Genomic DNA, 25536 nt, shown 5'->3' with positions numbered 1-25536 from the left:
CGCAAGTGCCCCGGCGCCGACTGCTCGACGATCACGACGCCCGGGCCCGCAGAGGCGTGCCGGTTTCACGCCGCGGCGCGGGATGCCGTCAGCGCGAAGCGGGCCCGGCCGCCGAGTCGGGGTGTTCGTTCGGGATCGACGTGCGGGGGTGGGATGAACCAGACCTCGGTTCGGTCTGCGTGTATGCCCCATCCTTCGCGGTGGATGCGGTGGTGGCAGAAGGAGCAGAGCATGACTCCGTTGCGCAGGTCGGTCGGGCCCGCGTCGCGTTCCCACCATCTGATGTGGTGGGCGTCGACGTAGGCGATGTTCTGGCCGCAGGAGGCGCATCCGCCGTCGCGCTCGGCGAGTGCCAGCCTCTGTGCGCGGCTGAAGAGCCGGGCCGAGCGGCCGAGATCGAGAGGGAGCCCCTCGCCACCGAGGACCGCGGGGATGAGCTCGGCGTCGGCCGACATCCGCCGCGCTGTGGTCGCGGAGATCGGCTGATCGATGCCGTCGATGCGCGCGTGACCGAGACCTTCGACAAGGGTGTCGTGGTCGAGGCGCACCACGACGGTGGCCTTCGCGAGCGGAGCGAGGGTCTGCCCGCACCCGAGGGCGTGGCGCGCGAGAGCGGCGAGCGCGTCGGCCTGGATCTGGGGAATCGAGCGCGTGTCGTCGACGACGGGACCGGGACTCGGGGTCGCCGGTTCGCGCCGCCGCAGCACGTCGCTGACGAGCGCCTCGATCGCGGTCTTGACCGGTGCCGCCGTTTCCGGATCGAGGCGCGCATGCACATGGATCATCCCCATGGCGTCTTCGCGCATGGTGAGGGACCGCTCGCTGCGCAGCTGTTCTTCACGCGGCTCGATCCCGTCGCGGTCGAGCCTGGCCTCGGCCTCACGGATGCCGCGTGAGAGCAGGTCGAGCGGCACGCGCGCAGCGAGGTCGACCAGCACCGCCTCGGCGGTATCGACGAGATCGGCATCGGCGCGGACTCGAACACGGTCGAGCATCGAGGTGATCGCGGACGCCGCGTCGATGCCGATCGTCGAGGATTCGAGCGCTGCGGCGACGTGCGGATGCCGCGAGGGCAGCCGTTCACCGCCGAACGTCTGCCGTTCGGCGGTGGCGGTGCCGACCGCGATGAGCTTCGCCGCGTCGCTTCGCGACGCCCCGGTCGAGGCGGCGATGAGCCGCACCGGATTGTGGAAGCCATGTGCCCTGGCGAGGCTGGACTCGCCACGCTCGGTGTTCGACCGCTTCGACACCTCGGCAGCGACACGCGCAAGAAGGGCCTCGGCGTCTCGTCGCACGCGGGCGAGCGCGTCGGTCACGCGCACCAGTCCGTCGTCGCTCATCTGCGCGACCTCGACCTGCGTCGCGCCGCTGAGCGCGCCGAACGGCCGCATGGCATCGCTCCATACCGCACGCAGCGCCTCGACGTCTCGGTCGAGGGTGTGCAGCGGCTGTTCCATGCTTCGATTCTGCACCGACCCACCGACATCCGAGTGGGCACAGAAAAGCGACGTGATCAGCCATTTTGCCTGTGGAAAAGACGACACCGGCGCGCCCTGTGGAGGACGAGTGATCGCACCGTTGCCCGGGCGGGACAACGGTCGGCAGCGATCGAGATCCGCTGAGCCCGGCCCATGTCGATCTCGGCCACCGTCGTTCGACGTGTGAGTAGGAGCACCCGCCGCGAGGCACCCGCCGCGAGGCATCCGCCGCGAGGCACCAGCTTCGAGGCATCAACCCCGAGGCATCCGCTCGCTCGACGAGAACCGCAAGGAGAAGATCATGGCAACGCCCCGGGCCCTTCGGCCACTGCGCAACCCGGCGTACCGCTGGCTGGCGGCGGCGCTCGTCGCGTCGATGGTCGGCGCCGGCATCTGGATGGTCGCGCTCGTCTGGCAGATCGTCGCGATCGGCGGCGGCGCGGCCGAGCTCTCGATGGTCGCCGGCGCGTCGGCCGTCGGGATGCTGCTGACGACCCTGCTCGGCGGTGCGCTCGCCGACCGGATGTCGCAGCGCCGCATCCTGCTCGTCGTCGAGGTCGTGCGGGCCGCGAGCGTCGGCGTGGTCGCACTGCTCTCGCTGGCCGGCGGGCTCGTGGTGTGGCAGCTCGCGGCGGTCGCGTTCGTCGGCGGCGTGATGGCCGGGCTGTACTACCCGGCGTACTCGGCGCTGCTGCCGACCGTCGTGCCCGAGGACGAGCTCATGGCCGCCAACGGCTTCGAGGGCATGGCGCGGCCCGTGCTCATGCAGGCCGGCGGCCCGGCGCTCGCGAGCGGGCTCATCGCGGTCACGTCGCCGGGCGCCGCGCTCGCCGTGACCGCCCTCACCGGTGTCGTCGCGGCGGCGTGCCTGCTGCGAGTGCCCACGCGCGCCCGGCGCCACGACAGCGACGGCGGCGCCGAGCAGGCAGAGCGGATGGCGCAGCCGAGCGGGACGCGGCATCCGGCTCTCGCCCTGCTCCTCGACGTGCGAGACGGCTTCGCCTTCATGGTACGCACGCCGTGGCTGCTGGGCACGCTGGTGTTCGCGTCGCTGTTGATCCTGTTGATCATGGGGCCGTTCGAGGTGCTCGTGCCGTTCGTGGTCAAGGACGTCGCCGGCGGCGGCCCCGCGGAGCACGCGCTGATCCTGGCCGCGTTCGGCATCGGCGGCGCGGTCGGCTCGGCGGTGATCGCCTCGATGCGGATGCCGCGGCGCTACCTCACCGTGATGAACCTGCTGTGGGCGTTCGGCTGCCTGCCCCTCGCCGTGTTCGGCTTGACCGACCAGGTCTGGATCATGGTGGTCGCGGCGTTCCTGGTCGGTGCGGCGTTCAACGGCGGGGTGGTGATCTGGGGCACGCTCCTGCAGCGCCGGGTTCCCGCGGAGATGCTCGGCCGGGTCTCGAGCCTCGACTTCTTCGTCTCGCTCGCGTTCATGCCCGTGTCGATGGCGATCGCCGGACCGGCGGGCGAGGCGGTGGGGCTGCCGGTGGTGTTCCTCATCGCGGGCGTGGCACCGCTGGTGATCGCGGCGGTCGCGATCGTGGCGGCGCGGATGACACGGGACGAGGCGGCGAACCCGATCGACGTCGACGAGTCAGAGGCCGAGGCCGAAGCGGATGCCGCGGGGCCGGCGGCGTCGCCGGCCCCCGAGCTCGCTGCGGCGTAGCGCCTACGGCGTCCCGTCGTGGCCCTCGTACTCATCCGCGACCCGCCTGGCGAACTCGTCGGTCATGCGGCGGGTCTCCCGTTCCTTCCGAGCGGCCTCCTCGGCAGTCTCGGTCGAAGTCCAGAGATCGGCCAGCCGATCCTCCAGCTCGCGGACCTGCGCGCGGACCGCGTCATCCGTACGGATACGCGCTGCTTCGGCGGCGTCGCGCACCGCCCGCACGGCGGTGTCCACGATGCGGCGCTCCAGGAGGACCACGACGCCGACGAGCAGCAGCGTCGTGCCGACCGCACCGAGGACGCCCGCGAGGTAGGCCGTGCGGTCGGCGACCGGCGCCACGAGCAGGCCGACGAGGATGCTCGCGAGGCCGAGCACGATGCATCCCACGAACCAACCCCACCGGATGCGGAAGCGCGGCGTCTCGGCCATCTCGGTCGTCATGCCGTCAGCGTAGGACCTGCCAGCCCGCTCCCCACCCACCGCCCATAGGATCGGACGCATGGCCGGGTTCTGGGGCAAGCGCAAACGCGACGAGCAGCAGCAGCAGGAACTCGACGCGCACGACCTCGACCTGGCGAAGCGCGCGCGGGAGGCGCTCGTCGCCGCCGATGAGCGCATCCGCGTGACCTCCGACGAACTCGGGTTCGCCGAGGCCGAGCTCGGATCCGACGCGACCAAGGGGCTGAGCGAGGCGCTCGCCGTGGTGCGGGTCCACATGGGCGACGCGTTCCGCCTGCACCAGCTGAACCACGACCACATCCCCGACACCCGCGAGGAGCTGCGGACCCGCAACGCGCGCATCGTGCAGCTGTGCGACTGGGCCGAGGACCTGCTCGAGCAGCACACCTCCGCGCTCGCCGAGCGCATCGCGCGGGCGCGGCGGGCGCCCGAGATCATCGCCGGCATCCGCGGTGACGTCGAACTCCTGCGGACCCGCATCCCCGACGCCCGCCAGACCGTCGACCGGCTCGCCGTCCGCTACGCGCCGGAGGCCCTCGCCCAGGTCGAAGCCAACCCCGCGGAGGCCGAGCAGCTGCTCGGATTCGCCGAGCACGGCGTCGGCGTGGCCGAGCGCCGGCGTGAGGCCGGCCAGCGCGAGCAGGCGAACCTCGCGCTGGAGGCATCCGCTGAATCGGTACGCCGAGCCGCGACGCTGCTCGATGCGGTGGAGACCTTCGAGGTCGAGGCGCTGCGCGCCGAGTCGACGCTGGCGGCGATCATCGAGGACTCCCGCGGCGACCTCGTCGTCGCACGCAAGGAGCCGCACTCGCCCGGCGTCGCGAAGGCGATGACCGACCTGCAGGCGGCGCTCGCCGCCCTCCCGCCGGCCGGGGTCAACACCGACCCGTTCACCCACCTCGACCGGCTGCGCGAGGCGAATGCGGGGCTGGATGCCGCGATCGCAGCAGCTCGCGAACGCGCGACGCGTCCGATCCCGCCGCTCGACCACGTGCACCACGCGATCGACGACGCCGACCGGCAGCTCGCCGTCGCCCGCGACGTCATCGCCGGCCACCGCGGCTGGATCGGCGCCGACGCGCGCACCCGCCTCGCAGAGGCCGAGCGCATCCGGCTCGACCTCGATCACTTCCTCGGCATGCCCGCGGCGACCGCGACCATGATCGACGAAGACCACCGCGAGCAGGCGATGGGCATGGCCCGCCGTGCGGCCTACCTCGCCGCCGAGGCCCTGCAGCTCGCGAAGCGCGACATCGACTCGTCGCGGCCGCAGGGTCCCGACCAGTGGGGCGGCCCCGGCGGCCCGGGCTGGGGCGGCGGCGGGCGACGCGGCGGCGGCGGCGACATGATGGGCGGCATCCTCGGCGGCCTCGTCATCGGCAGCATCCTCGACGGCATCTTCGACTGAGGCGGCAGGCGGCAGGCGGCGCGCGGCCCGCGCGCGACGCGCAGAGCGGATGCCGCGTCGCGCCTACGGCACGTTCGTGAAGCTCGCGCTCGGGTACAGGAAGTTCGGCGCCACCTGCACCGTGAGGGAACCGGGGTCGTCGACCGACCAGGCGACCCGCCAGCTGATCGATTCGCCCGGCTCGATCGTGGCGGTCGGGGGAATGCCGACATCGTCTCCGGGGTCGAGGAGGTCGGTGCCGAGGTCGACGACCTGGCTGACCTCCTGATCGCCCGACGACAGCGTCGGCAGCGGGAGTGGCTGCAGGTCCTCCGCCGAGTCGTTGGTGAGCGTCAGCGTGAACACGACGTGATTCGCGCGCGTCGCGCCGACCGCGAAGTCGCTCGGCGTGTACGGCTCGGGCGCGGAGACCGTGAGCGCGACGCCGTCGTCCCAGGTCATCGTCTCGCCGAACGCGAGGCTGCCGACGTCGGGGGCCTGGGGTTGCTCGGGCGCGGGATCGGCACCCGGGTCGTCCTGACCCGGCAGCGGAAGCCCGGGCACGTCGGGAATCGCCTCGTCGATCTCGTCCAACGCGGTGCCGATCGACCCGATGACGGACGTGACGAGCATCACGACGCCGACGACCGCGGCGATGAGCGACACGACGAGTCCCGTGACCGCCGGCCATTTCGGGCCGCGCAGGGACAGCCCGATGATCGAGAGCACGACGGCGACGGGCACCAGGATCCACGCGAATCCGCTCAGGGCGGGGATGAACGCGAACACGAGCCCCACGATCGCGACCCCGAGTGCGATGATGCCCACTACGTTCAGGGCGCGGTTCGACGGCTCGGCGAACGACGGCTCGGTGAACGACGGTTCGGCGAGCGGATGCCGCGGCAGCACCATCGTGGCGCCGTAGTCCTCCGTCGGCGCATCGCGGCTCGCGTCGCGCCCGGCGTCGACGGCCGCGTACGGCTCGGACCGGTCGTTCCAACCCGCCGACACGGTCGGGTCGTCACCGTAACCGGATGCCGCGGCATCCGACCCGCCTGAGCCCCGGGATCCCCAGACGAAGGGGATGGTCGGGCTGTCATCCCCCGTCGACGACACCGCGGCGGTCGACGACTCGGGCAAGACCTGCGTCGGCGGCAGGGTCTCGACGCCGGGCGCCACGTACTGCGTCCAGGCGTCGCCGTCCCAATATCGCCGTCCGCCGGACCCGTCTTCGTACCACCCGGCGGGCGCCCTCGTCGGGTCGCTCATACCTCGATGGTGACAGAGCCGGCGCGCCATCGCACCGGTCGATCACGCTCGGGGCGGGCGACCGAGGTCGCGTCGCAAGCGGCGCCTCATACGGGTCTCGCTTCGCGAAGCACGGATTCGGCGACGTCGTCCTTCAGGCTCGACGCGGGCACGATGTCGACCGGCGCGTCCAGGATCCGTTCGGCGGCGCTGCGCATCCCGCCGAGCGCGAACATGCCGACGTCGTCGGTGAGGTCGACCAGCAGGTCGATGTCACTCGTCTCGGACTCGTCTCCGCGAGCGACGCTGCCGAACACGCGCACGTTCGAGGCGCCCAGCTCCGCCAGCGCGCTCAGGAGCTCCTCCCGGTTCGAGTTGAGGCGAGCGCGAAGGGGACCGACGCGGGTGCGGCTCCGTGGGGCCGAAGAGGTGGACAGGCGCTCGGCCGTCGCCGTGACCCCGGCGCTGAGTTCCTGCCGATGCGAATCGATGAACTCGCGCACCGCTGCCGTGACGATGTCCTTCTTGGTGCGACCGAGGACGTGCGCGGCGTCGGAGACGAGCCGGTCCGTCGCCGGATCGATCTTGATCGGGGTGAATGGCGCCATGTTGACTCCTCGGTACCAAAGTACCATCTGGTACCCGACGAAGGCGACGCGGGCGGCGGTGCCCCGGGTCAGAACGGCCAGATGAGCGGAACCCACAGCACCGCAATGACCACGTAGGTCAGCGCGAGCGGGATCCCGAGGCGCCAGTAGTCGCCGAATCGGTATCCTCCGGGCTCCATCACCATGAGGTTCACGGGCGTGGCGATCGGGGTGAAGAAGGCGGCCGCGCCGACGACGGTGAGCGCCATCATGAACGGCTGCACGGAGGCGTCCAGGGTGGCGGCGACCGAGACGGCGATGGGGATCATGACGAGCACCGTCGCCGTGTTGCTGATCACCTGTCCGAGCGCGAGCGTGAGCAGGCAGATCGCCAGCAGGGCGAGATGCGGACTCGCCGTGCCGACGATGCCGAGCAGTCCGCCGGCCACCAGTTCTGCGGCGCCGGTCTCGATGAACGCGGTCGACAGGGGGATCAACCCGGCGATGAGCACCACCGTGCTCCACTGGATCGACCGCCACACCTGCGGCAGGTCGAGCACGCGCAGGAGCACGAGCGCGCCCGCCGCGAGCAGGCCTGCCACGACGGGCGGCACGACTCCCGACGCGAGCAGCACCACCATGGCACCGAGGACGGCGATGGCGCGTCGTGCGCCGCGACCGAGCGGCACGGCCCGGCGCAACGACTGCGGCGCGGTGACCGGGATGACGCCGGGGAGTCGCACGTACCGCTCGAGGGCATCCCACGGGCCGCGCACGAGCAGCGAGTCGCCGGCGCGCAGCGCTTCTGGGTCGTCCGTCTCGGTTGCCGTCGCTTGGCGTTCGCCGTTCCGCCGGATGGCGATGATCACGAGGTTCTCGCGCAGCGTGGTCATGCCCGGGAACACCTTGCGGCCGATGTACACCGAGCGCGGGGTGATCATCACCTCGGCGACCCCCTCGTCGGGCGTGTAGAAGGTGCCGGTGTCGAGGCTCACGTCGTAGCTGCGGCGGAACTCCCGAGCCATGGCGTCGGGATCGGCGGGAGCGGTGTCGGTGAGCTGGTCGGCCTTCCGGTCGGGCAGCAGCCGGTCGCCGAATGCGACGAGGATCGCGATGCTGAGCGCGAGCAGCGGGAGGCCGGCCAACGCGAACTCGAAGTACCCGAACGCCCTGCCGCCGGCGTTGGCTGCGGCATCCGACACGAGCACGTTCACCGGGGTGCCGGTCAGCGCGAGCAGGGATCCGGCGTGCGACGAGAAGGCGAGCGGGATGAGCAGTCGCGACGGGGCGATGCCCGCGTTGAGGGCGACCACGACGACCACGGGCAGCAGCGCGGCGACGGCGCCGTTCAGGCCGATGAACGCGCTGAGCACCGCCACCATCAGTGCGATGACGACGGTGAGCTGCCGTCGGCCGGTGCCGGCCCGGCCGATCACCTGCTGGCCCGCCCATGCCGTCACGCCCGTCGCGTCGAGTGCCTCGCTCACGACGAACAGCGACGCGATGAAGATGACCGTCGGATCGCCGAAGCCGGCGAGCGCCTGGGGGAGGGTGATCACGCCGGTCGCCCACAGCGCGAGCGCTACGCCGACGGCGACGAGCGCGATGGGGACGCGGCCGCTCACGAACCCGACCATCGCGAGCGCCAGGATGACGAACGTCGCGACGATCGGGTCGACCATGACTCGACGTTAGTCCGTACCCGGTCAGTCGAGCATGCCGAGGAACCGCCGCATTCGCACGGCCATCTCCTCCGGCACCTCGGCCGCGGCGAAGTGCCCGCCCTCCTCGAGCCGGTCGAACCAGCGCAGGTCGCGGTAATGCGACCTGGCGAGCGACTCGGGGTAGTCGGCTTCGTGTCGCTGGATCCAGACAGCCGCGGGGACGCTCGTGGGCGGGATCGGGTCCGGCGCGTCGGCGCCCTCGTAGTACGGCCGGAACGACGACTGGATCGACTGGGTGACCCAGTAGATCGTCGCTTCCGTGAGGATCCGGTCCCGGGAGATCCGTCGCTCGACGGCTGCCGGGTCTCCAGGCGGGGTGTCGCTCCACTCCACGAGCTTCTCGGTGGTCCAGGCGAGCAGGCCCGCGGGGGAGTCGTTGAGGGCGACCGCGAGCGTGTCGGGCCTCGTCGCCTGCACGTGGCCGTAGGCGCCATCCGTGCCGTGCTTGTCTGCGAGGGCGGCGAAGAACGCGAGCTCGACCGGGTCGGTGAGGGCCTCGCGCTCGGCGCCGGTGGGGAAGTGCGCGTGCGTCGCGACGATGCCCGCGACCTGCTCGGGGTAGCTCGCGGCGATGAGGTCGCTGACGTTCGCGGTGACATCCTCGCCGTAGGTGACGTACCGCTCGTACCCGAGCACGTCGGTCATCAGCCGGTGCATGGTGGCCGCCAGTCGGCGCTCGGTCATCGGCCCCTCGGCATACGGTGACGAGAAGGCGAATCCGGGAAGGCTCGCGACCACGACGTGCACGTCGGGGAGGAGGTCGGCGAAGTCCAGCTGCAGCGCGAACGTGTGCGGCCAGCCGTGCATGACGAGCAGCGCCGGCGCGTCGGGCCGGTCGGACCGGAGGTGCACGAAGTGCACGCTCGCGTCGTCGATCTGCGCGATGAACTGCGGATGCCGGTTCAGCCACGCCTCGCGGGCGCGCCAGTCCCAGTGCCGCCACGCGTCGACGAGCTCGCGGAGGTACGCGGCGTCCATCCCGGACAGCGGCCGCCGCGGCGAGTCGTCGAGCAGTCGGGTGCGCTCGAGCCGATCGCGCAGGTCGTCGAGGACCTCGTCGGGGACATGGATCTCGAAAGGCTCCGGAGCGGTCATGGTCCGAGGCTAGGCAGGGCGACCGACATCGGTTTCCGGGTCGGAGTGCCGTCCGCGGCGGAGCCTGACACTAGGGTATCGATACTGTTACCCTAGTGTCATGGTCTGGAGCGTCAGCGAGTATGCCGAGCGGCTCGGAGTCTCTCGAGCCGCGGCGTACAAGCGGGTGCGGAGCGGTCAGGTCGGGGCCTACCGAGCCGGTTCGCAGTGGGTCGTGCCGAAGGTGGCGATCGCGGCGCCGCGAGCGTCGTCGCGCCCGATGTCGCCGGAGAATGCGGTGCGCCTGCTCAGCCGGTTCTCGGGCGTGGAGATCGAGATGCCCGAGCCGGTCGCGCGGCGCAGGATCGCCGAGAAGCTCGGCGCGCTGCGAAGCGAGGACGCGGACCTCCAGCGCCTCTGGAGCTGGGTTCGCTCCCGCGCGCCGCGACTCGAGCTGAGCGCCAACGCCGCCGACCTCGCCGACCTCCTCCGGGACCCGCGGCTGGCGCGCTCGGGGCTTTCCGACGCGCGAGCCGGGATCGCGGCATCCGGTGTCGCCGAAGGGTATGTCTCACCGGCCGACGTCGATGCGCTGGTGCGCGACTACCTCCTCGTCGAGAGCGAGCGGCCCAACGTGTGGCTGCACGTCGCCGACATCCCGGATGACGCGTCGGCGGAGGTGCCGATCGGCTTCGTGATCGCGGATCTCCTCGATCACGGCGGTCCTCGTGAGCTCGGGCGGGCGGCCGAGCTGCTCGCGGAGCACGCCGGATGAGCGACGGCGTGCCGCTTGTCGAGCTTCCGGTTCTGGGTGGTGCGGCCGGCGAATCGTGGCACGGACTCCTGGATCTCGCCGAGGAGGTGCCGGACGGGTGGTGCCTCATCGGCGGGTTCATGGTGATGCTGCACTGCCTCGAGCGCGGTGCAGTTCCGACGCGGCCGACCGACGACGGCGATGCAGTCGTGGACGTCCGTGCGCGCCAGACGATGCTCCACGACGTGACCGCCGGACTCGTTCGCGTGGGGTTCCACGCGGACGGCATCACGGCTGACGGACACCAGCACCGATGGAAGCGTGGTGACGCGGTGATCGACATCCTGACGCCGGACGGCATCGGTGAACGGGCAGGGCGCGCGATCGGCGTCGGCGGCGCGACGACGCTTCAGGCGCCCGGGTCGACGCAGGCTCTACTCCGAGCCGAGCAGGTTCACGTGCGGCACGGAGAGCGGATCGGCACGATCCAGCGCCCGAATCTCGTCGGCGCGCTCGTGGCCAAGGCGGCGGCGTTGTCGATCGCCGACGGCGTGCGGGGTCAGCGACACATCGTCGACTTCTGCAACCTCGCACCGCTGGTCGGCCGTCGAGATCTGACCGGACTGACGCCGAAGGACCGACAACGCCTCCGGCTCATGGTGGCCAAGGCCGACGCGCACCCGGAGATCGTCGTGACGGTCGACGGTGCCGCGGACGGGCTGAGGCGCATTGCGCTTGCCGTCGAGTAGAAGGCGGTGAATCGAAGGCGCGTCAGCCGCCGTCGCCCCTCACCCCACCCCACCCAGCAACTCCGCGAACACCTCGCCCGCATCCTCGCGCACTGCGAGCCGCCCTGACTGCCCCATCCACAGCGACTGCAGGTCGCCGCGTCCGACCCGCACGGCCTCGGCGCGGAAGCGTCCCGTGATCCAGTTCTGCATCGGGAACGGCGCCCTGCCGCCGGCCGCGGTCAGTTCGCGCACCGCCCGGTTCTCCGCGCCGCGCGCGAGTCGTCCGCTCATGACCCGCGTCAGCACCGTGTCCTCGGCGGCCGTCGCGACGATCGCGTCCCGGTGCGCATCCGTCGTCGCCGACTGCCGGGTGCGAAGGAACGCCGTCCCCACCTGAACGCCCGCTGCGCCGAGCGCGAGCGCGGCCGCGACGCCGCGCCGTTCGGCGATCCCACCCGCGGCGATCACGGGCACCTCGACCGCGTCGACGACCTGCGGGATGAGCGAGATCGACCCGACGAGGCCCTGCTCGGGCTCGCGCAGGAACGCGACCCGGTGCCCGCCCGCCTCGAGCCCGGTCGCGACGACCGCGTCGATGCCGCCGTCCTGCAGCGCGACCGCCTCGTCGACCGTCGTGGCCGTGCCCACCAGGCGGATGCCGCGCTCGCGAGCGCTCTCGACCACGCTCGCCGGCGGCACCCCGAACACGAAGCTCGCGACGGCGGGCCGCACCTCGAGCACCGCAGCCCATTGCTCCTCGAACGGCGGCAGGAACCGCTCCGGCGGCGACGTCGGCACCGGCACCCCGAGCTCGTCGAAGAACGGGCGAGCGGATGCCACGGCCCGCTCGAACGCGCCAGGCTCGGGCGCGGCATCCGTCGTCATTGGCAGCCAGAGGTTGAGCGCGAACGGGCCGCCAGTCGCCGCCCTGATCGCCGCACCCGTCTCGCGGATGCGGTCGGCGTCGTACCCGTAGAGCCCGTACGAGCCCAGGCCGCCGAGCTCGCTCACGGTCGCGGTGAGCTCGACGGACGACAGCCCGCCGAACGGACCCAGCACGATCGGGTGGCGGATGCCGAGCAGCTCGGTCAGCTGGGTGCGTGCGTCGGTCGTCATGCTCCTCAGTCTCGCGGGGCTGCTGCCGCTGCGTCGAGCGCCGGTGCCCGTTCGGCCGGACTTCCCCTCGATGAGCGCAACGCGTGCGCGGTCGGCGGATTCCTCCACCGGATCGGGCAGTCACCCGGTCGCGATCCTCGGTGTTGGTACTGACCGGGAGCACGCCCGGCGGACCGATGACGATGTGTTCGAGGTCGCTCACGCCGGAACGGACTGGCACCGAGTGCAGCACGTACCGGATGGGGGTGGAGTTCTCCGTATGCTGTGCTGCGTGAGCAGGGTGAGTGCAATGCTGAAGGACGTCCGGCTCGTCGGCGGCATCGTGGCGCTCGCCGCTGCCGGCGCCATTGCGTTCGGGTACGTTCAGGTCGTGCAGGCCGCGGCCCCCGACCACGTCGGCGAAGTGGTGCAGCTCGGCGACTTCGGCACCGAGAACCACGACCCGTCACTCGTGCTCGGCGCGCAGGCCGAGAAGGCGGAGCGCGAACGCGTCGAGGCGGAGCGCATCGCCGCGGAGGAAGCTGCCCGGCTCGCCGCCGAGCAGGCAGCCGCGGAGGAGGCCGCACGCCTCGCTGCCGCGGAGGAGGCGGCGGACCCCGAGCCCGTCTCCGACGAGCCCGGGTGGTCGTGGGACGACATCGAGCCCGAGCCATCCACGCCTCCGTACACCGGGCCCGACCCCGGCGCGCAGCCGCACACGATCTGCGAGGTTCTCGCGGACGGCACCGAGGTGCCCTGCGGGTAGGTCAGCCGACCGCGCCGAGGCGCGGGGCGTGGTCCCGCATGCCCTCGAGCACCGCCCAGCAGAGGTCGTACCGGATGCCGACGGGGCTGCCGTCGTCGTCCAAGGCGACGAGCTAGGGCAAGCCGGCCGCGGAGCCCTGCACGCGAGGGCGCGGTTCCGCGTCTCCGCGTCGCCGCTCAGCTCGCGGTGCTGGCGGTTGCGTTGTACGCCTCGAGCACCTCCCGCGGGAGACGTCCGCGGACCCCGACCGAGTACCCGTTCTCGAGCGCCCACTGCCGGATGACCGCGGGCGAAGGTCCACTGTAGGCGGCGGTCGTGGCGACGACGGTCGAGGGGGCGAGTTCCCAATCTCTCTGGGAGGGCGTCGGGGTCTCAGCGCGCTCGAGACGGCTCGCTGCAGGAGACGGAGCGAGGGCCGGCTGCACGTGGTTCAGCATCACCTCGAACGTCGTCGGGTCGACGAGTCTCGTGTTCAGCTCGAGTGCCCTCTGCAGCTTGCCGCCGACGAACGAGCCGTCCGTAACCAGCATGGCCGTGAACCGCGAAACGTTCCCCATGACTCGAATGCCGAGCGCCGCGGCTCGGCGTTCCAGGCGGTCCCGCACGGCGCCGTCGCATCCGGTGAACGCGACCTTGTCACCCACGCGGAGCGGTTCTCCATGCGCCCATTCCTCCGTGAGCGGCTGCAGCTCCTGTGCCAGCCGCGCGGAGCGCGCCTTGTCCGCGTGCTTGATGATCTCGAGCACGGACTCCTGGTCGACGTCGAGCAGCTCGGCGACCGAGTTCAGTTGCGCTCGTTCCTCACGTGACACGTGCCCGTCGTCGACGGCTCGGTGTGCGAGCGCGAGCACGAATGCCCGATTCGCGGCGCGGATATCCGCGACATCCAGTTGGTAGATCGCGGCGTAGTCGTTGAGGATGACCGCCTCGGCGTGCGAGACCTCCCCGTCTTCGAGGGCTTCCAGGAGCGCTTCCAGGTAGGTCATCGTGCCCTCGGGCGCGCCCTCGTCCAGCACCTCGAGCAGGCTGAGCCCGGTCAACTGTTGCAGAAGCGGTGGCTGTGCCGGCCGAGGCGCACTGATCCGGATTGGACGGCTGTTGACCGGTTGCGCTGGCGCAGGTCGGGAACGCGGGGTCCGGACGGGTCCTTCCGGCCAGGAAACGGTGCGGGCATGCTCGACGATTCCGACCAGGTCGCGGTGGACATCGCGTGCAGCGGCACGATCGAGGTAGTAGCGCAAGAGACCGGCAGTCGCTCGCGCATCTCCAAGCGCCGAGTGCGCATCGCTCAGGGGGACCCCCGTTGCCCAGCAGCAGTCCACCAGCCGCCGACGGTGCATGTCGGGGAGGTAGTGGTGGCTGCCCTGGAGGGTGCAGAACGACGGCAGCCATGGCATTTCCCAGCCCGCGAGGGTGAACTCCGACCGGAGGAATGCGAGGTCAAACTTCGCGTTGTGTGCTGCCACCGGAAGCCCGTCCAGACGACGAGCGATGGATCCCGCGACCTCATGGAAGAGCGGTGCGTCGGCGACATCCGCATCGGTGATCCCATGGATGTGCGTCGCACCGACCGGACCCTCGGGATTGAAGCGGCTGGTCCACTCGTCGATGACCGCACCACGCATGTCGACTCGCACGACCGCCAGCTCAAGAACGCGGCCGGCCTTCGGGGAGAGGCCCGTCGTCTCGACGTCGATGACGGCGAATGAGGGAACGGCCTGCTGGAGGGCGTTGCTCGCCTGCCGGGGTCGGTCGCCAGCGTGCTCGAGAAGATCGCCAGCGGTCGGAAGGGACGGTGCCGACTTACGGCGGTCGGCTCGGCCGAACAGTCGGTCGAAGAAGCTCATGCTGCCCTTTCGTAGGGGTAAAGGCTCAGGTGAATGAACCCCAATGCTCTCGATCCACGAATCGATCGCCGCAGTCCGACACGCCACCCGTTCGGGTGACGTCCGCGATCGACCCGGCCTGCTCTGTCCCGCGTGATGGCGGGTAGCTCGGCGAGCGGCGGATGGCCCTGGCTCAGCGAACGACCATGAGCGCCGTGACGAGCGATGACCAGAGCGCGACGAATCCAAACGGCATGGCGGCGATCACAAGGATCACCCATCCCTGACGCCGGCGCCTCGCCCTGCAGACCGCGATATGCAGCCGGTCGAACGCGGCCTGGTCGATGGGCTCAGCCTCCGGCATCCGCTGCCAGGCTGTGGGCTGCGCGGCGACGGCCGCGAGGTGCCGCACCTGCTCGGGTGAGAGTGTCACCGGGCGCCGCCGCAACCACCGCACGAGCTCGAACTCGCGTAACACGACGAGGTCCGCAGGTCGCTCGCGTACCGTCATACGCTTCGCCCCGACGACCGCGATGATCGGGGTGACGTCGACGAGCGTGCGCGCGGCGCCCGACAGCAGCTTCGAGGTGCGCTTGGCCTCGTACCGCGCATTGCGGAGGTGGTCGGTGCGCTGCCCGCCCACGAGGATGCGCTTCGCGCCCACCCATACGTGCTGGCCGCGGTGGTGCTTGGTGTTGATCGTGAACACGCCCGCCGGTCCGATGGCGACGTGGTCGAGGTCGCTCGAGCCGGCGCCGACCGGCACCGAGTGCAGGACGTACCAGTTGGGCCCGAGCGCGGCGAGCCGTCGCGCGACCTCGAGCTCGCCGAGGGCGCCGAGGTACCAGGGCTCGGCGTCGCGTCCGAGCGGCGAGACCCCGAAGAACCGCTGAACTGCGGTGTTCGGCGGAACGGTCGCCTGCACGCGCACGCATTCGGCGATGACGGATGCCGCGGGGCGGCGGTGACCGAGCGGTTCGGCAGGGGCATGCGCAGTGCTCACGGGCGGGTCCTCGTTCGGGCGGTAGGGTCGCTCGATCCTGCCAGCGGGCCGGTGCTGGAGGCGAGTCCCCGAACGCGGGGTCGTTTCGCGCGGTGGGGTTTAGTCATCAGCGTTGAACCCGACGCCTAGTTGAGGCCGTGGATCATGAGCGTCTTCGCTCGCCCGTTCATACCGTGGAGCTCGCCCAGTTCGGCGCTGTACATGAATAGCGCGATGCCGGAGCGGTCCGCGAACTCGATTGCACCGGGCGCATAGCCTGTGCTCGTGAAGAACAGTGGACTGCGCCCGTCAGCGGATGCAACTCCGGCGAGCTCACGGATCGGAGCGACGCCGACGTTGGCCGCATAGTGCTTGACCTGGGCTATGTACTTGCGCCCGCCCACGTCGACTCCTCCATCACCTCGGTAACTCGTGACCTCCGCGTCGGTCTCGCCAAGATGTCGCATCCACTGGGCGACAAGCTCCTCGGCACCCCGCGGCGTAACCCCAAGACGCGCCGGGTCCGGTCTGAGCGAGTTCCTCGTCATGTCGCGCGCCATATCGCGATCGAGCGGCATTCCCTGTTTCGCCCTGCGCCTCTCGAGAGCGACCTTAGCGCCCTGGAATCCAGATTGGATCAGGGCCCTGACCGACGCCCTGCGGCGGTCCCGGGCGGCTTGCCGCGCGCGTCGTAGAGCGAGACCAGTACCGACACTCAGCAATACCAGTGCGATGGAGACGAGAGTGAGCAACGGGCTCCAAGGGTCCAGAGCACGAATGACACTTTGAATCGATTCTGGAAACGGGGAGAGCACCGACTCGGGCAGCAGCGAAAGTACCAGCAGGGAACCGGTGAGAAGAGCTAAGGCCAGCATCGTCGTGAAGGTCGTCGACCATCCCTCGGCCGCGCGGTCTTGGGCGCTTCTTTGAAGCTTGATCTGCGGTCCGATATGCGAGCGGACAACCTGCATTAGGATCTCGTCCGGGACCCACACATCAGGGTAAGAGCGACCAATTCTCGTGCCGGCGTCCCTGGCCGAATTGACGGACCTCATCGACGAATTCTGGCAGATCGAACGTTCAGCCGGTCACCTGCTCGCCGTGTCTCACCTGCACTCCGGAAGCCGGGGCGTGGGCAACAAGATCGCGCAGCACCACATCCGGGTCGCGCAGGAGCTCTGCCGGAAGTGGTGTATCGACCTGCCCGACCGGGACCTCGCGTACCTCGTCGAGGGCACGCCGGAGTTCTCGCGGTACATCGCGGAGCTGCGGTGGGCGCAGCACTTCGCGCTGCTCAACCGGGAGGAGATGATGGACCGGGTCATCCGACAGGTCTCGGAGTGGGTCGGCGCGCCGGTGGAGGAGCGGGAGCGGATCAACTGCCACCACAACTTCACCGAGAGCGAGGAGCACTTCGGCAAGCGGGTGTGGGTGTCGCGCAAGGGCGCGATCCAGGCCGATGCCGGCCGGCCGGGCCTGATCCCGGGTTCGATGGGTACCGCGTCGTACGTGGTCGAGGGCCTGGGTGATCGGATGTCGCTGAACTCCTCGCCGCACGGCGCGGGCCGGACGTACTCGCGCTCCGCCGCCCGGCGCACCTTCACGCAGGATCAGCTGCGGGAGGCGATGGCCGGCATCGAGTTCCGCGACGCCGACGCGTTCATCGATGAGATCCCGGCGGCGTACAAGCCGATCGATCGGGTGATGGCGGATGCCGCGTCGCTCGTGCGGGTGCGGCACACGCTGCGGCAGGTGGTGAACGTGAAGGGGGACTGAGGCGCCGTACGCCGCTCAACAGATGGTGACGGATGCCGCGGCTCGCGCCCGCTCGGAGACGGGCGGGCGCGAGCCGCGGCGTTCCGTCGCCCACCGCAGCGGAACGTGGGCGAGCAGAACTGCTCGCCGGCTCGCTACGCGGTCGCGGCTCTCCCGGTCGCTCTACGCAACATCTCACCGAGCCCAATCGAGTCGGCGAGTTCGTAGATCTCAGCCTCATCCGGATGCGACGGGAGCACGGAATCCCATGCAGCGAGCGCCAGCGCGAAGCTGATCACCTGCGTTCCGAGCGCGAACTCGAGGTGGTCGTAGTGCGGCCGCTGGACGAGCGCGATGCCCTCAGGGTTGGATGCCGTCGCCGGGACCTGTCTGGAGTACTCGTTCAGGAGTGGCACGCCGCCATGGGACGCCTCGGAGAGAATCCGGTAGTACGTGTACAGGCGCTGACCATCAGGAATCGCCCTGCATCGACGCTCGAACACGCGAGCCTCTGTCTTCACAAAGTCCGCGTTGGCGCTGAGGATCCCATCGATCGAGGCGGTGTCCGCGTGAGCGTCCGGTCGGAGGCGCGCCATCGCACTCGCAAGATGGCGGCTTTGGCGGGCAGCCTCATGGACCGAAGCGCGAACTCCGGTCGGGTCCGACGCCCACCACACGGCGTTGACCGCGCACTCGAGGCTGAGCCTGATGAGGGGCGCGGTAGACAGGTAGATGTTGCTGCGGATCAGCTCGATGACGGAGGCGGTCAGCTCGGCGATGTGCTCGACCTGCACGTGGATCGCCATGCCGGGCATCGGAGTCCCATCGAGCCATGGAATGCTCGCGCCGCCGTCACGTGCGTGCCAGATGCCGAGCAGACGGTGCAGCACCGCGATCGACTCCTCGGGGCTCGGAACATCGGCTTCGGTTGTCACTGCCCGCCTCCGAGATGGCCCAAGACGAGGTTCAGCCCGACGATCGCGGCGCTGACGAGCAGCGCGGTTCGAACGAGTTCGACCCAGAGCTTCCTGCGTCGGTTGATCTTGCGGGCGGACGGTGCGGCGCGCGACGGGCGAGCAGCTGCAACCGGCCTGGTACGGAGCCGCGATCCGCTGGTCGCGTGGCTCTGCTTCAGACGCTGCTCGAGCGAGGAGAACGCGGTGAGCAGCGTGGCATGGTCGGATGCGACGAGCCGGCGAGGGCTCCACGTGTGCGGCCGGACTGCAGCTTCGACGATGCGCTGCACCTGAGCGTCGCTGTACGCCCTGCGCTGCTGCAGTGCACTGAGGAGTTCAGAGTCGCGAACGACCCGGATCCGCACGTTGCTCGGGTCAGGCTCCTGCTTGATGGTGACCTGACGTGCGCCGACGAGCACGATGAGTCCGGTCACCTCCACGGTCAGCCCGCTCTCCCGAGAGAGGAGTTGTTGGGCGCGCCGAGCCTCGTGAATGGCGTTGCGGATATAGGGCTGGTACTGGCCGTCGACCTGTAGAACATTGCCCGCCACCCAGATCGACTTGCCGGCGTGGTGCTTCGCGTTGATCGTGAACGCCCCCGGCGGACCGACGATCACGTGATCGATGTCGCTCCCCTCCGTGCCCACCGGTACGGAATGGAGCACGGTCCACTCCGCGCCGAGCTGTTGGAGCAGCCATCCGACATGCCGCTCACCGACCGCACCGGTGTACCAGGAGCGGAGTTCCTCGACGGGTGAGGCAGCACCGGCAGCGACGGCGTCCGACGAGGCGAGGTGTTCGAGCAGGGATTGTGCCGGGAGTCGGCCGCGCAGGTCGGTCATCAGCCGGGTCTCAGTCGCACCTTCTGGAAGGTACATCTCGAGCGCATCGGGATGACGTGGGTGTACGTGCTCGGTCCACGACGTCCCGGACCACCAACGCCACTGCTCCGCTTCCCAGTCGACGTACCAGCCTTTCGGTGCAGGCGGAGGTGTGACGGCTCGGCGCGATCGCTTAGCGTCCGGTGTCGTAGGGGACATTCGGTCACGGTAGCCGCCGTGAGGCGGGTCTCGCTGTCCCCAGATCACGGCGCATTCGGGCGGGCGGCGCCGCACGTCGGTCACGCGAACCGCAAAGTTCGTCGCGACCGCCGAGCCGCGGACGGTGAAATCTCGCAGTCCCTACCCGGCAAGCCAAAGAGTGCGATGGTAGGCGGCGTTTGCCAGATCCAGTCGGTGACTCTTTCGCCATCGCAGCTGCGCGATGGGGGCATCCGAGCCGGCGTTCAGCGCCACCATGTCGTCGGTAATGACCATTCCGCCCACGTCGAGCTGCGTGTGGTGGTTGGGGCAGAGGCAGAGCAGGTTCGCTGCGGCATCCTCTCCGAGGTGTGGCCGGCCCAATGGGCGGACGTGGGCACCCTCTGCGTAGAGCCGCCCTTCAAACGCGTCAATCTGGGTGCCGCAGACCTGGCACGTATACTCGTAGAGCTCCTTGATTGTGCGCGCCATGGCGGTGTCTCGAACCCGGCGTGAGACGACTGCGGTTCGGAACTCTGGGTCCGGCGTGATCGCGGGCGCAGGCTCGACGTGTGCCTGGTCTTCAATGGCGTCGAGGCGGAACATGACGACCCGGTATCCGTCGCGGCCCTTACGCGTCCACCACGAGACCACACTGTAGAGGCCGGAATACACATACCCCCGTGCTGGGGCGAATGGTGATCCCTTGTGCTGTCCTCGAACGACGCGGACAGGAAGACCTCGAATCATGCTGGTGATCAAGCCCGCGTTGCCGGGAGCATCAGGTGACTGATCAGCAATCTGTCGACGGGTATTTGGGTCGTTCCCACCGTGGCCGGTGTATATCAGGTAGGAGCCGTGATCTTCGTCATCGACGTATCCGCCAGACACGACGATCGAGTCCGCTCCCTCTGCCGCAGTTCCGCTGATGCCCGCCTGGAGCGGTCGATGTACGAAAGCATCATGCAGCTCTCGGCGATCGATGAAGAACTGCCCTGGATGTACGCCGTCTGGGGTCCCGAAGAATCGTGCCACGCCGCAACGATAGGGAGCATCTCCTTGAGCATCTCTCGCGCCGCGCGGTCGACGCTCAGTTGCTGCAGCATTCCGGCGACGAGGTAGGTCGGGACTACCGATTTCGGTCCGGGTCGTCGCTCAGCGCTTCCTCCTCGCGCCGCCGAATAACGGCCGCGAGTGCAGGGAGGTCGGGCAGAGCCCAATTCAGTTCGCCGAGTTCTCTGATTTCGAACCAGCCGAGCCGATCATGATCCGTGCTGGTGACCGGGCGCTCTCCCACAAGCACAGCCTCATAGGTCGCGAGATCGATGACGACGTCTCCGACCTGGGTGCGCGATCTGTCGAGGAGACCGGAAATCGTCACGCGAAGACTCAGTTCCTCGTCGAGCTCTCGATGCAGCGCCGACACCGGGTCCTCGCGGTCCTCTACCTTGCCACCTGGAAACTCCCACTGACCCGCAGCAGCTTTGCCTGGCGCGCGGCGGCACGCGAACACGAGGTCGTGGTCCCGAATTGCGGCCGCGACGACGTGAATCACTGGTCCCATGCGTGGAATCTACAGGTCCTGGACAAGCTCAGAGTGGCGACCGCGCTCACGAAGCTTCGCGCCCCCGAGAACGCTGCCTGGAGCACTTCACGCGGGCGCTGGTCTCGAAATCGCCTCGAAATCGAGATCACCGAGTGTCGGAGCATCTTCTACTGAGACCAGAGCCTCGCCCCTCGTCCCTTGCCCACCAACACGACCTGCGTGGTGAGCTGAATCGGCAAACGTTGCGAGCAACGCGGCGACACGGGCGCGATTGAGATCCTTCGCCGTGGCTCTCGCGTGGAGCGCACCCTGCAGCGTGTAGAACGACACTGCGGGGCATGCCACGCCTCGACCGCAAGGGCGAGCGGGCATCCCGCGACCGACTCCCGCAGCGCGCTCGCTGGCCCCAAACGGGGGTCATGCGCTCTCTGTGGGGACATGAAGCCCGCCGACTAGGCTACGTACGTCCGAGCCCTCACCTCGCGATCGATCTGGAGTTCCGAATGGCAGTGCGGCAAAGCGGTGCTATTCGCTGATGCGCATTATCGACAACCTGAACGAACTGCTCGGGGATGACCTGAAAGCTGAACTCAAGGCAGGCTCGAAGCTGCGCATTGCGGCATCGACGTTCTCGATCTTCGCCTTCGAAGTGCTGAAGGACGAGCTGTCGCAGCTCGAGGAGCTTGAGTTCGTCTTTACCGCGCCATCGTTCACCGCAGCAATGGCCACGGACAAGCCGACACCGGAACGCCGACAGTTCTTCATTCCGAACGACCCTCAGCGCGACGCCACGTTGTACGGGTCGGAGTTCGAGATTCGACTCCGCAACAAGCTCACGCAGCGGGCTATCGCTCGCGAGTGCGCCGAGTGGATACGCCAGAAGGTCACGTTCCGTTCCAACCGGACCGGCGCCCCGATGCAGTCGTTCGCGGTCGTCGACGAAAGCGCGGCATACGCACCTCTTCAGGGCTTCACTACCTCCGATCTTGGGTTTGAGCGGGGGCCTGCAGCTTCGAACTTCGTGCACAAGATCGATGACGCCCCCATGGCGAGCCAGTACGTGCAGCTCTTCGAGCAACTCTGGCACGACTCCGAACGACTCGAAGACGTCACTCAAGCCGTGCATGACCACATCGCGAGCGTCTACGCCGAGAACTCTCCCGAACGCGTCTACTTCCTGGTCCTGTACAACCTCTTCGCCGACTTCCTCGATGACATCAATGACGACGTGCTACCGAACGACCGCACTGGGTACCAGGAATCGAAAATCTGGCAGTCGCTCTACAACTTCCAGCGTGACGCCGCGACGGGCGTGATCAACAAGCTCGAGACCTACAACGGCTGCATCCTCGCCGACAGCGTCGGCCTGGGGAAGACGTTCACGGCGCTCGCGGTGATTAAGTACTACGAGTTGCGCAACAAATCGGTGCTCGTACTTGCGCCGAAGAAACTCGCCGAGAACTGGACTAACTACAACGCGAACCTGACAACGAACGTCCTGGCAGATGACCGCTTCAACTATGACGTGCTGGCTCACACCGACCTGTCGCGCGACCGAGGTGAGTCGCTGGGCATCCCGCTTGACCGCGTGAACTGGGGCAACTACGACCTCGTGGTGATCGACGAGTCGCACAACTTCCGCAACGCCGATTTCGCGGAAGAGAAGGAGACGCGCTACCAGCGCCTCATGCGCAAGGTCATCCGCGAGGGCGTGAAGACCAAGGTGCTGATGCTTTCGGCGACGCCGGTGAACAACCGATTCAACGACCTGAAGAACCAGCTGCAGCTCGCCTACGAGGGGGAGTCGGAGCAGCTCTCGAGCAAGCTCAACCTCTCGAGCTCTGTCGAGGAGATCTTCCGACAGGCACAGCGCGTGTTCAACGAGTGGTCGAAGCTGCCGGCCGAGCAGCGAACGACTGACGCGATCCTTCGGCGTCTCGACTTCGACTTCTTCGAGCTGCTCGACTCGGTGACGATCGCGCGGTCCCGCAAGCACATTCAGGCCTTCTACGACACGAGCGACATCGGTGCGTTCCCAGAGCGCCTCCGGCCGGTGTCACTGCGGCCGGCGCTCACCGATCTGCCCGGCGCACCGAGTTTCAACGAGATGTTTGACGCGCTCTCGTCGCTGAACCTCGCGGTTTACGCGCCGCTGTCGTACGTCTTCCCGAGCCGTCTCCCAAAGTACGAAGAGCTCTACGGCAACGTCGGCGGTGGGCTGAACGCACTCGGCGGCGCAACGTCGAACCTGGGACAGGCAAGCCGCGAAAAGGGCATTCAGAAGCTCATGACGGTCAACCTGCTGAAGCGGCTTGAGAGCTCGATTGAGGCCTTCCGGCTGACGCTCGGCAAGCTCGAAGCGACGGTGCAGACCGCCATTGACACGGTCGAACAGCACGCAGGCAGCATCGGAGATCTCAGCTCACAGTTCGGTGACATCGACGCGGACGACGATGACTTCGAGATCCCAGGAACCGGCGGCTCCGGGACGGTTGGTACGAAGGTGCAGATCGCGCTCGCCGACATGGACGTCGAGGCATGGCTCGCCGCGCTCAGCGCCGACCGCCAGATCATCCGCGGTCTGCTTGACGGGGTACGTCACATCACGCCGGAGCACGACCTCAAGCTCCGTGAGTTGAAGTCGCTCATTACGAACAAGATCGAGTACCCGATCAACCCGAACAACAGCAAGGTGTTGCTGTTCTCGGCGTTCGCCGACACCGCGGCCTACCTGTACCGTGAGCTTGCTCCGTGGCTCAAGCAGCGCAGCATTGATTCGGCGCTCGTCACCGGCAAGGGCAATCCGTCGACGACCCTGGGCCGTGGCTACGGGTTCCAGCAGACGCTGACGTTGTTTTCCCCGCGATCGAAGCAGCGTCACCTCGTGATGCCGACGGAGTCATCCGAAATCGACGTGCTGATCGGTACAGACTGCATCAGCGAGGGACAGAACCTTCAGGACTGCGACTTCCTCGTGAACTACGACATTCACTGGAATCCGGTTCGCATCATCCAGCGGTTCGGTCGAGTCGACCGCATCGGCTCAACCAACGCGCAGATCCAGCTCGTCAACTTCTGGCCGGACATCTCGCTTGATGAGTACATCAACCTCAAGGACCGCGTCGAGAGCCGGATGGTCATCGCCGACCTTGCAGGAACGGCCGACGACAACGTGTTGACCCTCGAATCGAGCGACGCGCAGTTCCGAAAGGAGCAGCTGCGGAAGCTCCAGTCGGAAGTCATCGAGCTCGAAGACGTGCGCACTGGTGTGTCCATTACCGATCTCGGACTCAACGACTTCCGCATGGACCTGCTCGGGTACGTCAAGGAGTACGGTGACCTCGCCTATGCCCCGAAGGGATTGCACGCGGTCGTTCCGGCGCAGCCTGAGAAGGGACTCGTGCCCGGAGTGCTCTTCGCTCTGCGCAACGTCAACGCCGACGAGCACATCAACCGCGGCAACCGCCTGCACCCGCACTATCTCGTCTATCTCGACGAACATGGCGACGTCATCGCCGACCACACCGAGGTCAAGCGGCTCCTCGACCTCATCCGAGCGGGCTGCCGCACGCGGAGCGAACCGGCATGGGAGGTCTGCCGCGTCTTCAACGCGATGACGAAGGACGGCGCCGAGATGGGCCGCTACAGCGGTCTACTCACCGACGCGATCCGCTCGATGATCGATGTCACCGAGGAGCGCGACATCGACAGTCTCTTCAGCCCGGGCGGAACGACGGCCCTGGAGCAGACCATCGCGGGCCTCGACGACTTCGAGCTCATCGCGTTCCTCGCGGTCGTCGCGGAGCCGGCCGCATGACGGGCGCGCTGTTCGAGTGGCCCGCCAGCGCGCGGGTTGATCGCCCGCTGAAGAAGGTCGACTTCTACCGCAATGCCGACGTCAGCTCGGCGGTGCGCGCGCACTTCGTGGATGACGTGGAGTCGATGTCGTGGACGGCCAAACTTTCGCCGTCGACCATCCGGCTGGACGGCTCTCCGCAGGTGCCCGAGTTCCAGGTCTTCACGATTGTTGCAAAGGCAACTGACGTGGATGGCTCGGTATTTACCGCGATCGACCGCGCCGTGCCTTATCCGATCCTTTTCGAGATCCGACGTGGGGACGGCATGCACGGCGAGCTCCGGATGACGGCAGCGCAGAAGTCTCTCTCCGGTAGTGCCCCGAAGATCGGCACATACCTCAGATCCGAATGGTTGCCTTCGGACACGGAGCGCCTGCCGCTGCCGAGCGCATTGGACTTGCCTGCACTGTACGACGCGTTGCGCTCCACGATGCTGCCTGGCACGTCGAGGCCCGGAGAAACGGTGTCGGAAGCAACCGAGAGGATAGACCGGGCGAGAAGGCTTGAACGTGAGATCAGTGCGCTGCAGCGCAAGCTCCGCACAGAGCCCCAGCTCAACCGCAAAATCGAGCTGCGCCGAGAACTGAAAGTACGCCAAGCCGCGCTCGCGGCATTGTTGTGAA

21 protein-coding genes and 1 pseudogene are annotated in these 25536 nt (G+C 68.6%); 8 read left to right on the top strand and 14 right to left on the bottom strand.

The window, feature by feature from the left end; all coding sequences use genetic code 11:
• Positions 1-65: 65 nt before the first annotated feature.
• A complete protein-coding gene (locus ACULK4_RS15010) occupies positions 66-1457 on the bottom strand; it encodes an HNH endonuclease signature motif containing protein (RefSeq protein WP_445966387.1) in 1392 nt (463 codons plus the stop codon).
• 322 nt (positions 1458-1779) lie between these two features.
• Between ACULK4_RS15010 and ACULK4_RS15005 the strand changes: the two genes are divergently transcribed.
• Positions 1780-3147: an MFS transporter gene (locus ACULK4_RS15005; RefSeq protein WP_501043324.1), complete on the top strand. Its 1368-nt coding sequence runs from the start codon at positions 1780-1782 to the stop codon at positions 3145-3147.
• A 3-nt stretch (positions 3148-3150) separates the two neighbouring features.
• Here ACULK4_RS15005 and ACULK4_RS15000 read toward each other — a convergent pair whose 3' ends face one another.
• Positions 3151-3588, bottom strand: coding sequence for a hypothetical protein (locus ACULK4_RS15000; RefSeq protein ID WP_445966386.1), 438 nt, complete (start codon positions 3586-3588; stop codon positions 3151-3153).
• 58 nt (positions 3589-3646) lie between these two features.
• On the opposite strand from ACULK4_RS15000, the gene ACULK4_RS14995 reads away from it, so the two are divergent.
• Positions 3647-5014 carry a hypothetical protein gene (locus ACULK4_RS14995; RefSeq protein ID WP_445966385.1) on the top strand — a complete coding sequence of 456 codons (1368 nt, stop codon included), beginning with the start codon at positions 3647-3649 and terminating at the stop codon, positions 5012-5014.
• Positions 5015-5077: 63 nt separating this feature from the next.
• On the opposite strand, the gene ACULK4_RS14990 is transcribed toward ACULK4_RS14995, so the two are convergent.
• The 4 genes from ACULK4_RS14990 to ACULK4_RS14975 all read right to left on the bottom strand — a co-directional run bounded on the left by ACULK4_RS14990 (position 5078) and on the right by ACULK4_RS14975 (position 9647).
• Complete coding sequence (locus tag ACULK4_RS14990; protein WP_445966384.1) at positions 5078-6262, bottom strand: DUF2510 domain-containing protein; 1185 nt, start codon at positions 6260-6262, stop codon at positions 5078-5080.
• Between the two features lie 86 nt (positions 6263-6348).
• Positions 6349-6945 carry a nucleotidyltransferase domain-containing protein gene (locus tag ACULK4_RS14985; protein WP_501043323.1) on the bottom strand — a complete coding sequence of 199 codons (597 nt, stop codon included), beginning with the start codon at positions 6943-6945 and terminating at the stop codon, positions 6349-6351.
• Positions 6918-8510, bottom strand: coding sequence for an SLC13 family permease (locus ACULK4_RS14980; RefSeq protein ID WP_445966382.1), 1593 nt, complete (start codon positions 8508-8510; stop codon positions 6918-6920). The genes ACULK4_RS14985 and ACULK4_RS14980 overlap by 28 nt, the downstream gene beginning before the upstream one ends.
• Positions 8511-8534: 24 nt before the next feature.
• On the bottom strand, positions 8535-9647 hold the full coding sequence (locus ACULK4_RS14975; protein ID WP_445966381.1) for an epoxide hydrolase family protein: 1113 nt from the start codon (positions 9645-9647) through the stop codon (positions 8535-8537).
• A 100-nt stretch (positions 9648-9747) separates the two neighbouring features.
• Between ACULK4_RS14975 and ACULK4_RS14970 the strand changes: the two genes are divergently transcribed.
• Both ACULK4_RS14970 and ACULK4_RS14965 read left to right on the top strand, forming a co-directional pair.
• Positions 9748-10401 carry a helix-turn-helix domain-containing protein gene (locus tag ACULK4_RS14970; RefSeq protein WP_445966380.1) on the top strand — a complete coding sequence of 218 codons (654 nt, stop codon included), beginning with the start codon at positions 9748-9750 and terminating at the stop codon, positions 10399-10401.
• A complete protein-coding gene (locus ACULK4_RS14965) occupies positions 10398-11129 on the top strand; it encodes a hypothetical protein (protein WP_445966379.1) in 732 nt (243 codons plus the stop codon). Before ACULK4_RS14970 ends, ACULK4_RS14965 begins: the two co-directional genes overlap by 4 nt.
• Before the next feature lie 39 nt (positions 11130-11168).
• Here the strand turns inward: ACULK4_RS14965 and ACULK4_RS14960 are convergent, their stop codons facing one another.
• Positions 11169-12227, bottom strand: a complete 1059-nt coding sequence (locus ACULK4_RS14960) for an NAD(P)H-dependent flavin oxidoreductase (protein ID WP_445966378.1) — start codon at positions 12225-12227, stop codon at positions 11169-11171.
• 271 nt (positions 12228-12498) lie between these two features.
• On the opposite strand from ACULK4_RS14960, the gene ACULK4_RS14955 reads away from it, so the two are divergent.
• A complete protein-coding gene (locus tag ACULK4_RS14955) occupies positions 12499-12972 on the top strand; it encodes a hypothetical protein (protein WP_445966377.1) in 474 nt (157 codons plus the stop codon).
• A gap of 176 nt (positions 12973-13148) precedes the next feature.
• Here the strand turns inward: ACULK4_RS14955 and ACULK4_RS14950 are convergent, their stop codons facing one another.
• The 3 genes from ACULK4_RS14950 to ACULK4_RS14940 all read right to left on the bottom strand — a co-directional run bounded on the left by ACULK4_RS14950 (position 13149) and on the right by ACULK4_RS14940 (position 16835).
• Positions 13149-14819: an exonuclease domain-containing protein gene (locus tag ACULK4_RS14950; protein WP_445966376.1), complete on the bottom strand. Its 1671-nt coding sequence runs from the start codon at positions 14817-14819 to the stop codon at positions 13149-13151.
• Positions 14820-14991: 172 nt separating this feature from the next.
• Positions 14992-15801: a nuclease-related domain-containing protein gene (locus ACULK4_RS14945; protein WP_445966375.1), complete on the bottom strand. Its 810-nt coding sequence runs from the start codon at positions 15799-15801 to the stop codon at positions 14992-14994.
• 125 nt (positions 15802-15926) lie between these two features.
• Positions 15927-16835 (bottom strand): restriction endonuclease, encoded by a 909-nt coding sequence (locus tag ACULK4_RS14940; RefSeq protein ID WP_445966374.1) that lies wholly within the window; start codon positions 16833-16835, stop codon positions 15927-15929.
• Positions 16836-16890: 55 nt separating this feature from the next.
• On the opposite strand from ACULK4_RS14940, the pseudogene ACULK4_RS14935 reads away from it, so the two are divergent.
• A pseudogene (locus ACULK4_RS14935) lies at positions 16891-17556 on the top strand (RtcB family protein); the annotation flags it as partial.
• 134 nt (positions 17557-17690) lie between these two features.
• Here ACULK4_RS14935 and ACULK4_RS14930 read toward each other — a convergent pair.
• From ACULK4_RS14930 to ACULK4_RS14915, 4 genes are all read right to left on the bottom strand, one after another.
• Positions 17691-18425 (bottom strand): hypothetical protein, encoded by a 735-nt coding sequence (locus ACULK4_RS14930; RefSeq protein ID WP_445966373.1) that lies wholly within the window; start codon positions 18423-18425, stop codon positions 17691-17693.
• A gap of 41 nt (positions 18426-18466) precedes the next feature.
• Positions 18467-19615, bottom strand: a complete 1149-nt coding sequence (locus ACULK4_RS14925; protein WP_445966372.1) for an NERD domain-containing protein — start codon at positions 19613-19615, stop codon at positions 18467-18469.
• A gap of 57 nt (positions 19616-19672) precedes the next feature.
• A complete protein-coding gene (locus tag ACULK4_RS14920) occupies positions 19673-20545 on the bottom strand; it encodes a YDG/SRA domain-containing protein (RefSeq protein ID WP_445966371.1) in 873 nt (290 codons plus the stop codon).
• 94 nt (positions 20546-20639) lie between these two features.
• Positions 20640-21074 carry a (deoxy)nucleoside triphosphate pyrophosphohydrolase gene (locus ACULK4_RS14915; RefSeq protein WP_445966370.1) on the bottom strand — a complete coding sequence of 145 codons (435 nt, stop codon included), beginning with the start codon at positions 21072-21074 and terminating at the stop codon, positions 20640-20642.
• 517 nt (positions 21075-21591) lie between these two features.
• On the opposite strand from ACULK4_RS14915, the gene ACULK4_RS14910 reads away from it, so the two are divergent.
• Positions 21592-24873: a helicase-related protein gene (locus ACULK4_RS14910; protein WP_445966369.1), complete on the top strand. Its 3282-nt coding sequence runs from the start codon at positions 21592-21594 to the stop codon at positions 24871-24873.
• A complete protein-coding gene (locus ACULK4_RS14905; protein ID WP_445966368.1) occupies positions 24870-25535 on the top strand; it encodes a DUF4391 domain-containing protein in 666 nt (221 codons plus the stop codon). The genes ACULK4_RS14910 and ACULK4_RS14905 overlap by 4 nt, the downstream gene beginning before the upstream one ends.
• The last annotated feature ends 1 nt before the right edge of the window (position 25536 follow it).

This window comes from Agromyces selenitireducens (genome assembly GCF_052748465.2).
Note: the sequence above shows the minus strand (reverse complement) of the source record. Positions and strands in the feature narration are given on the sequence as shown.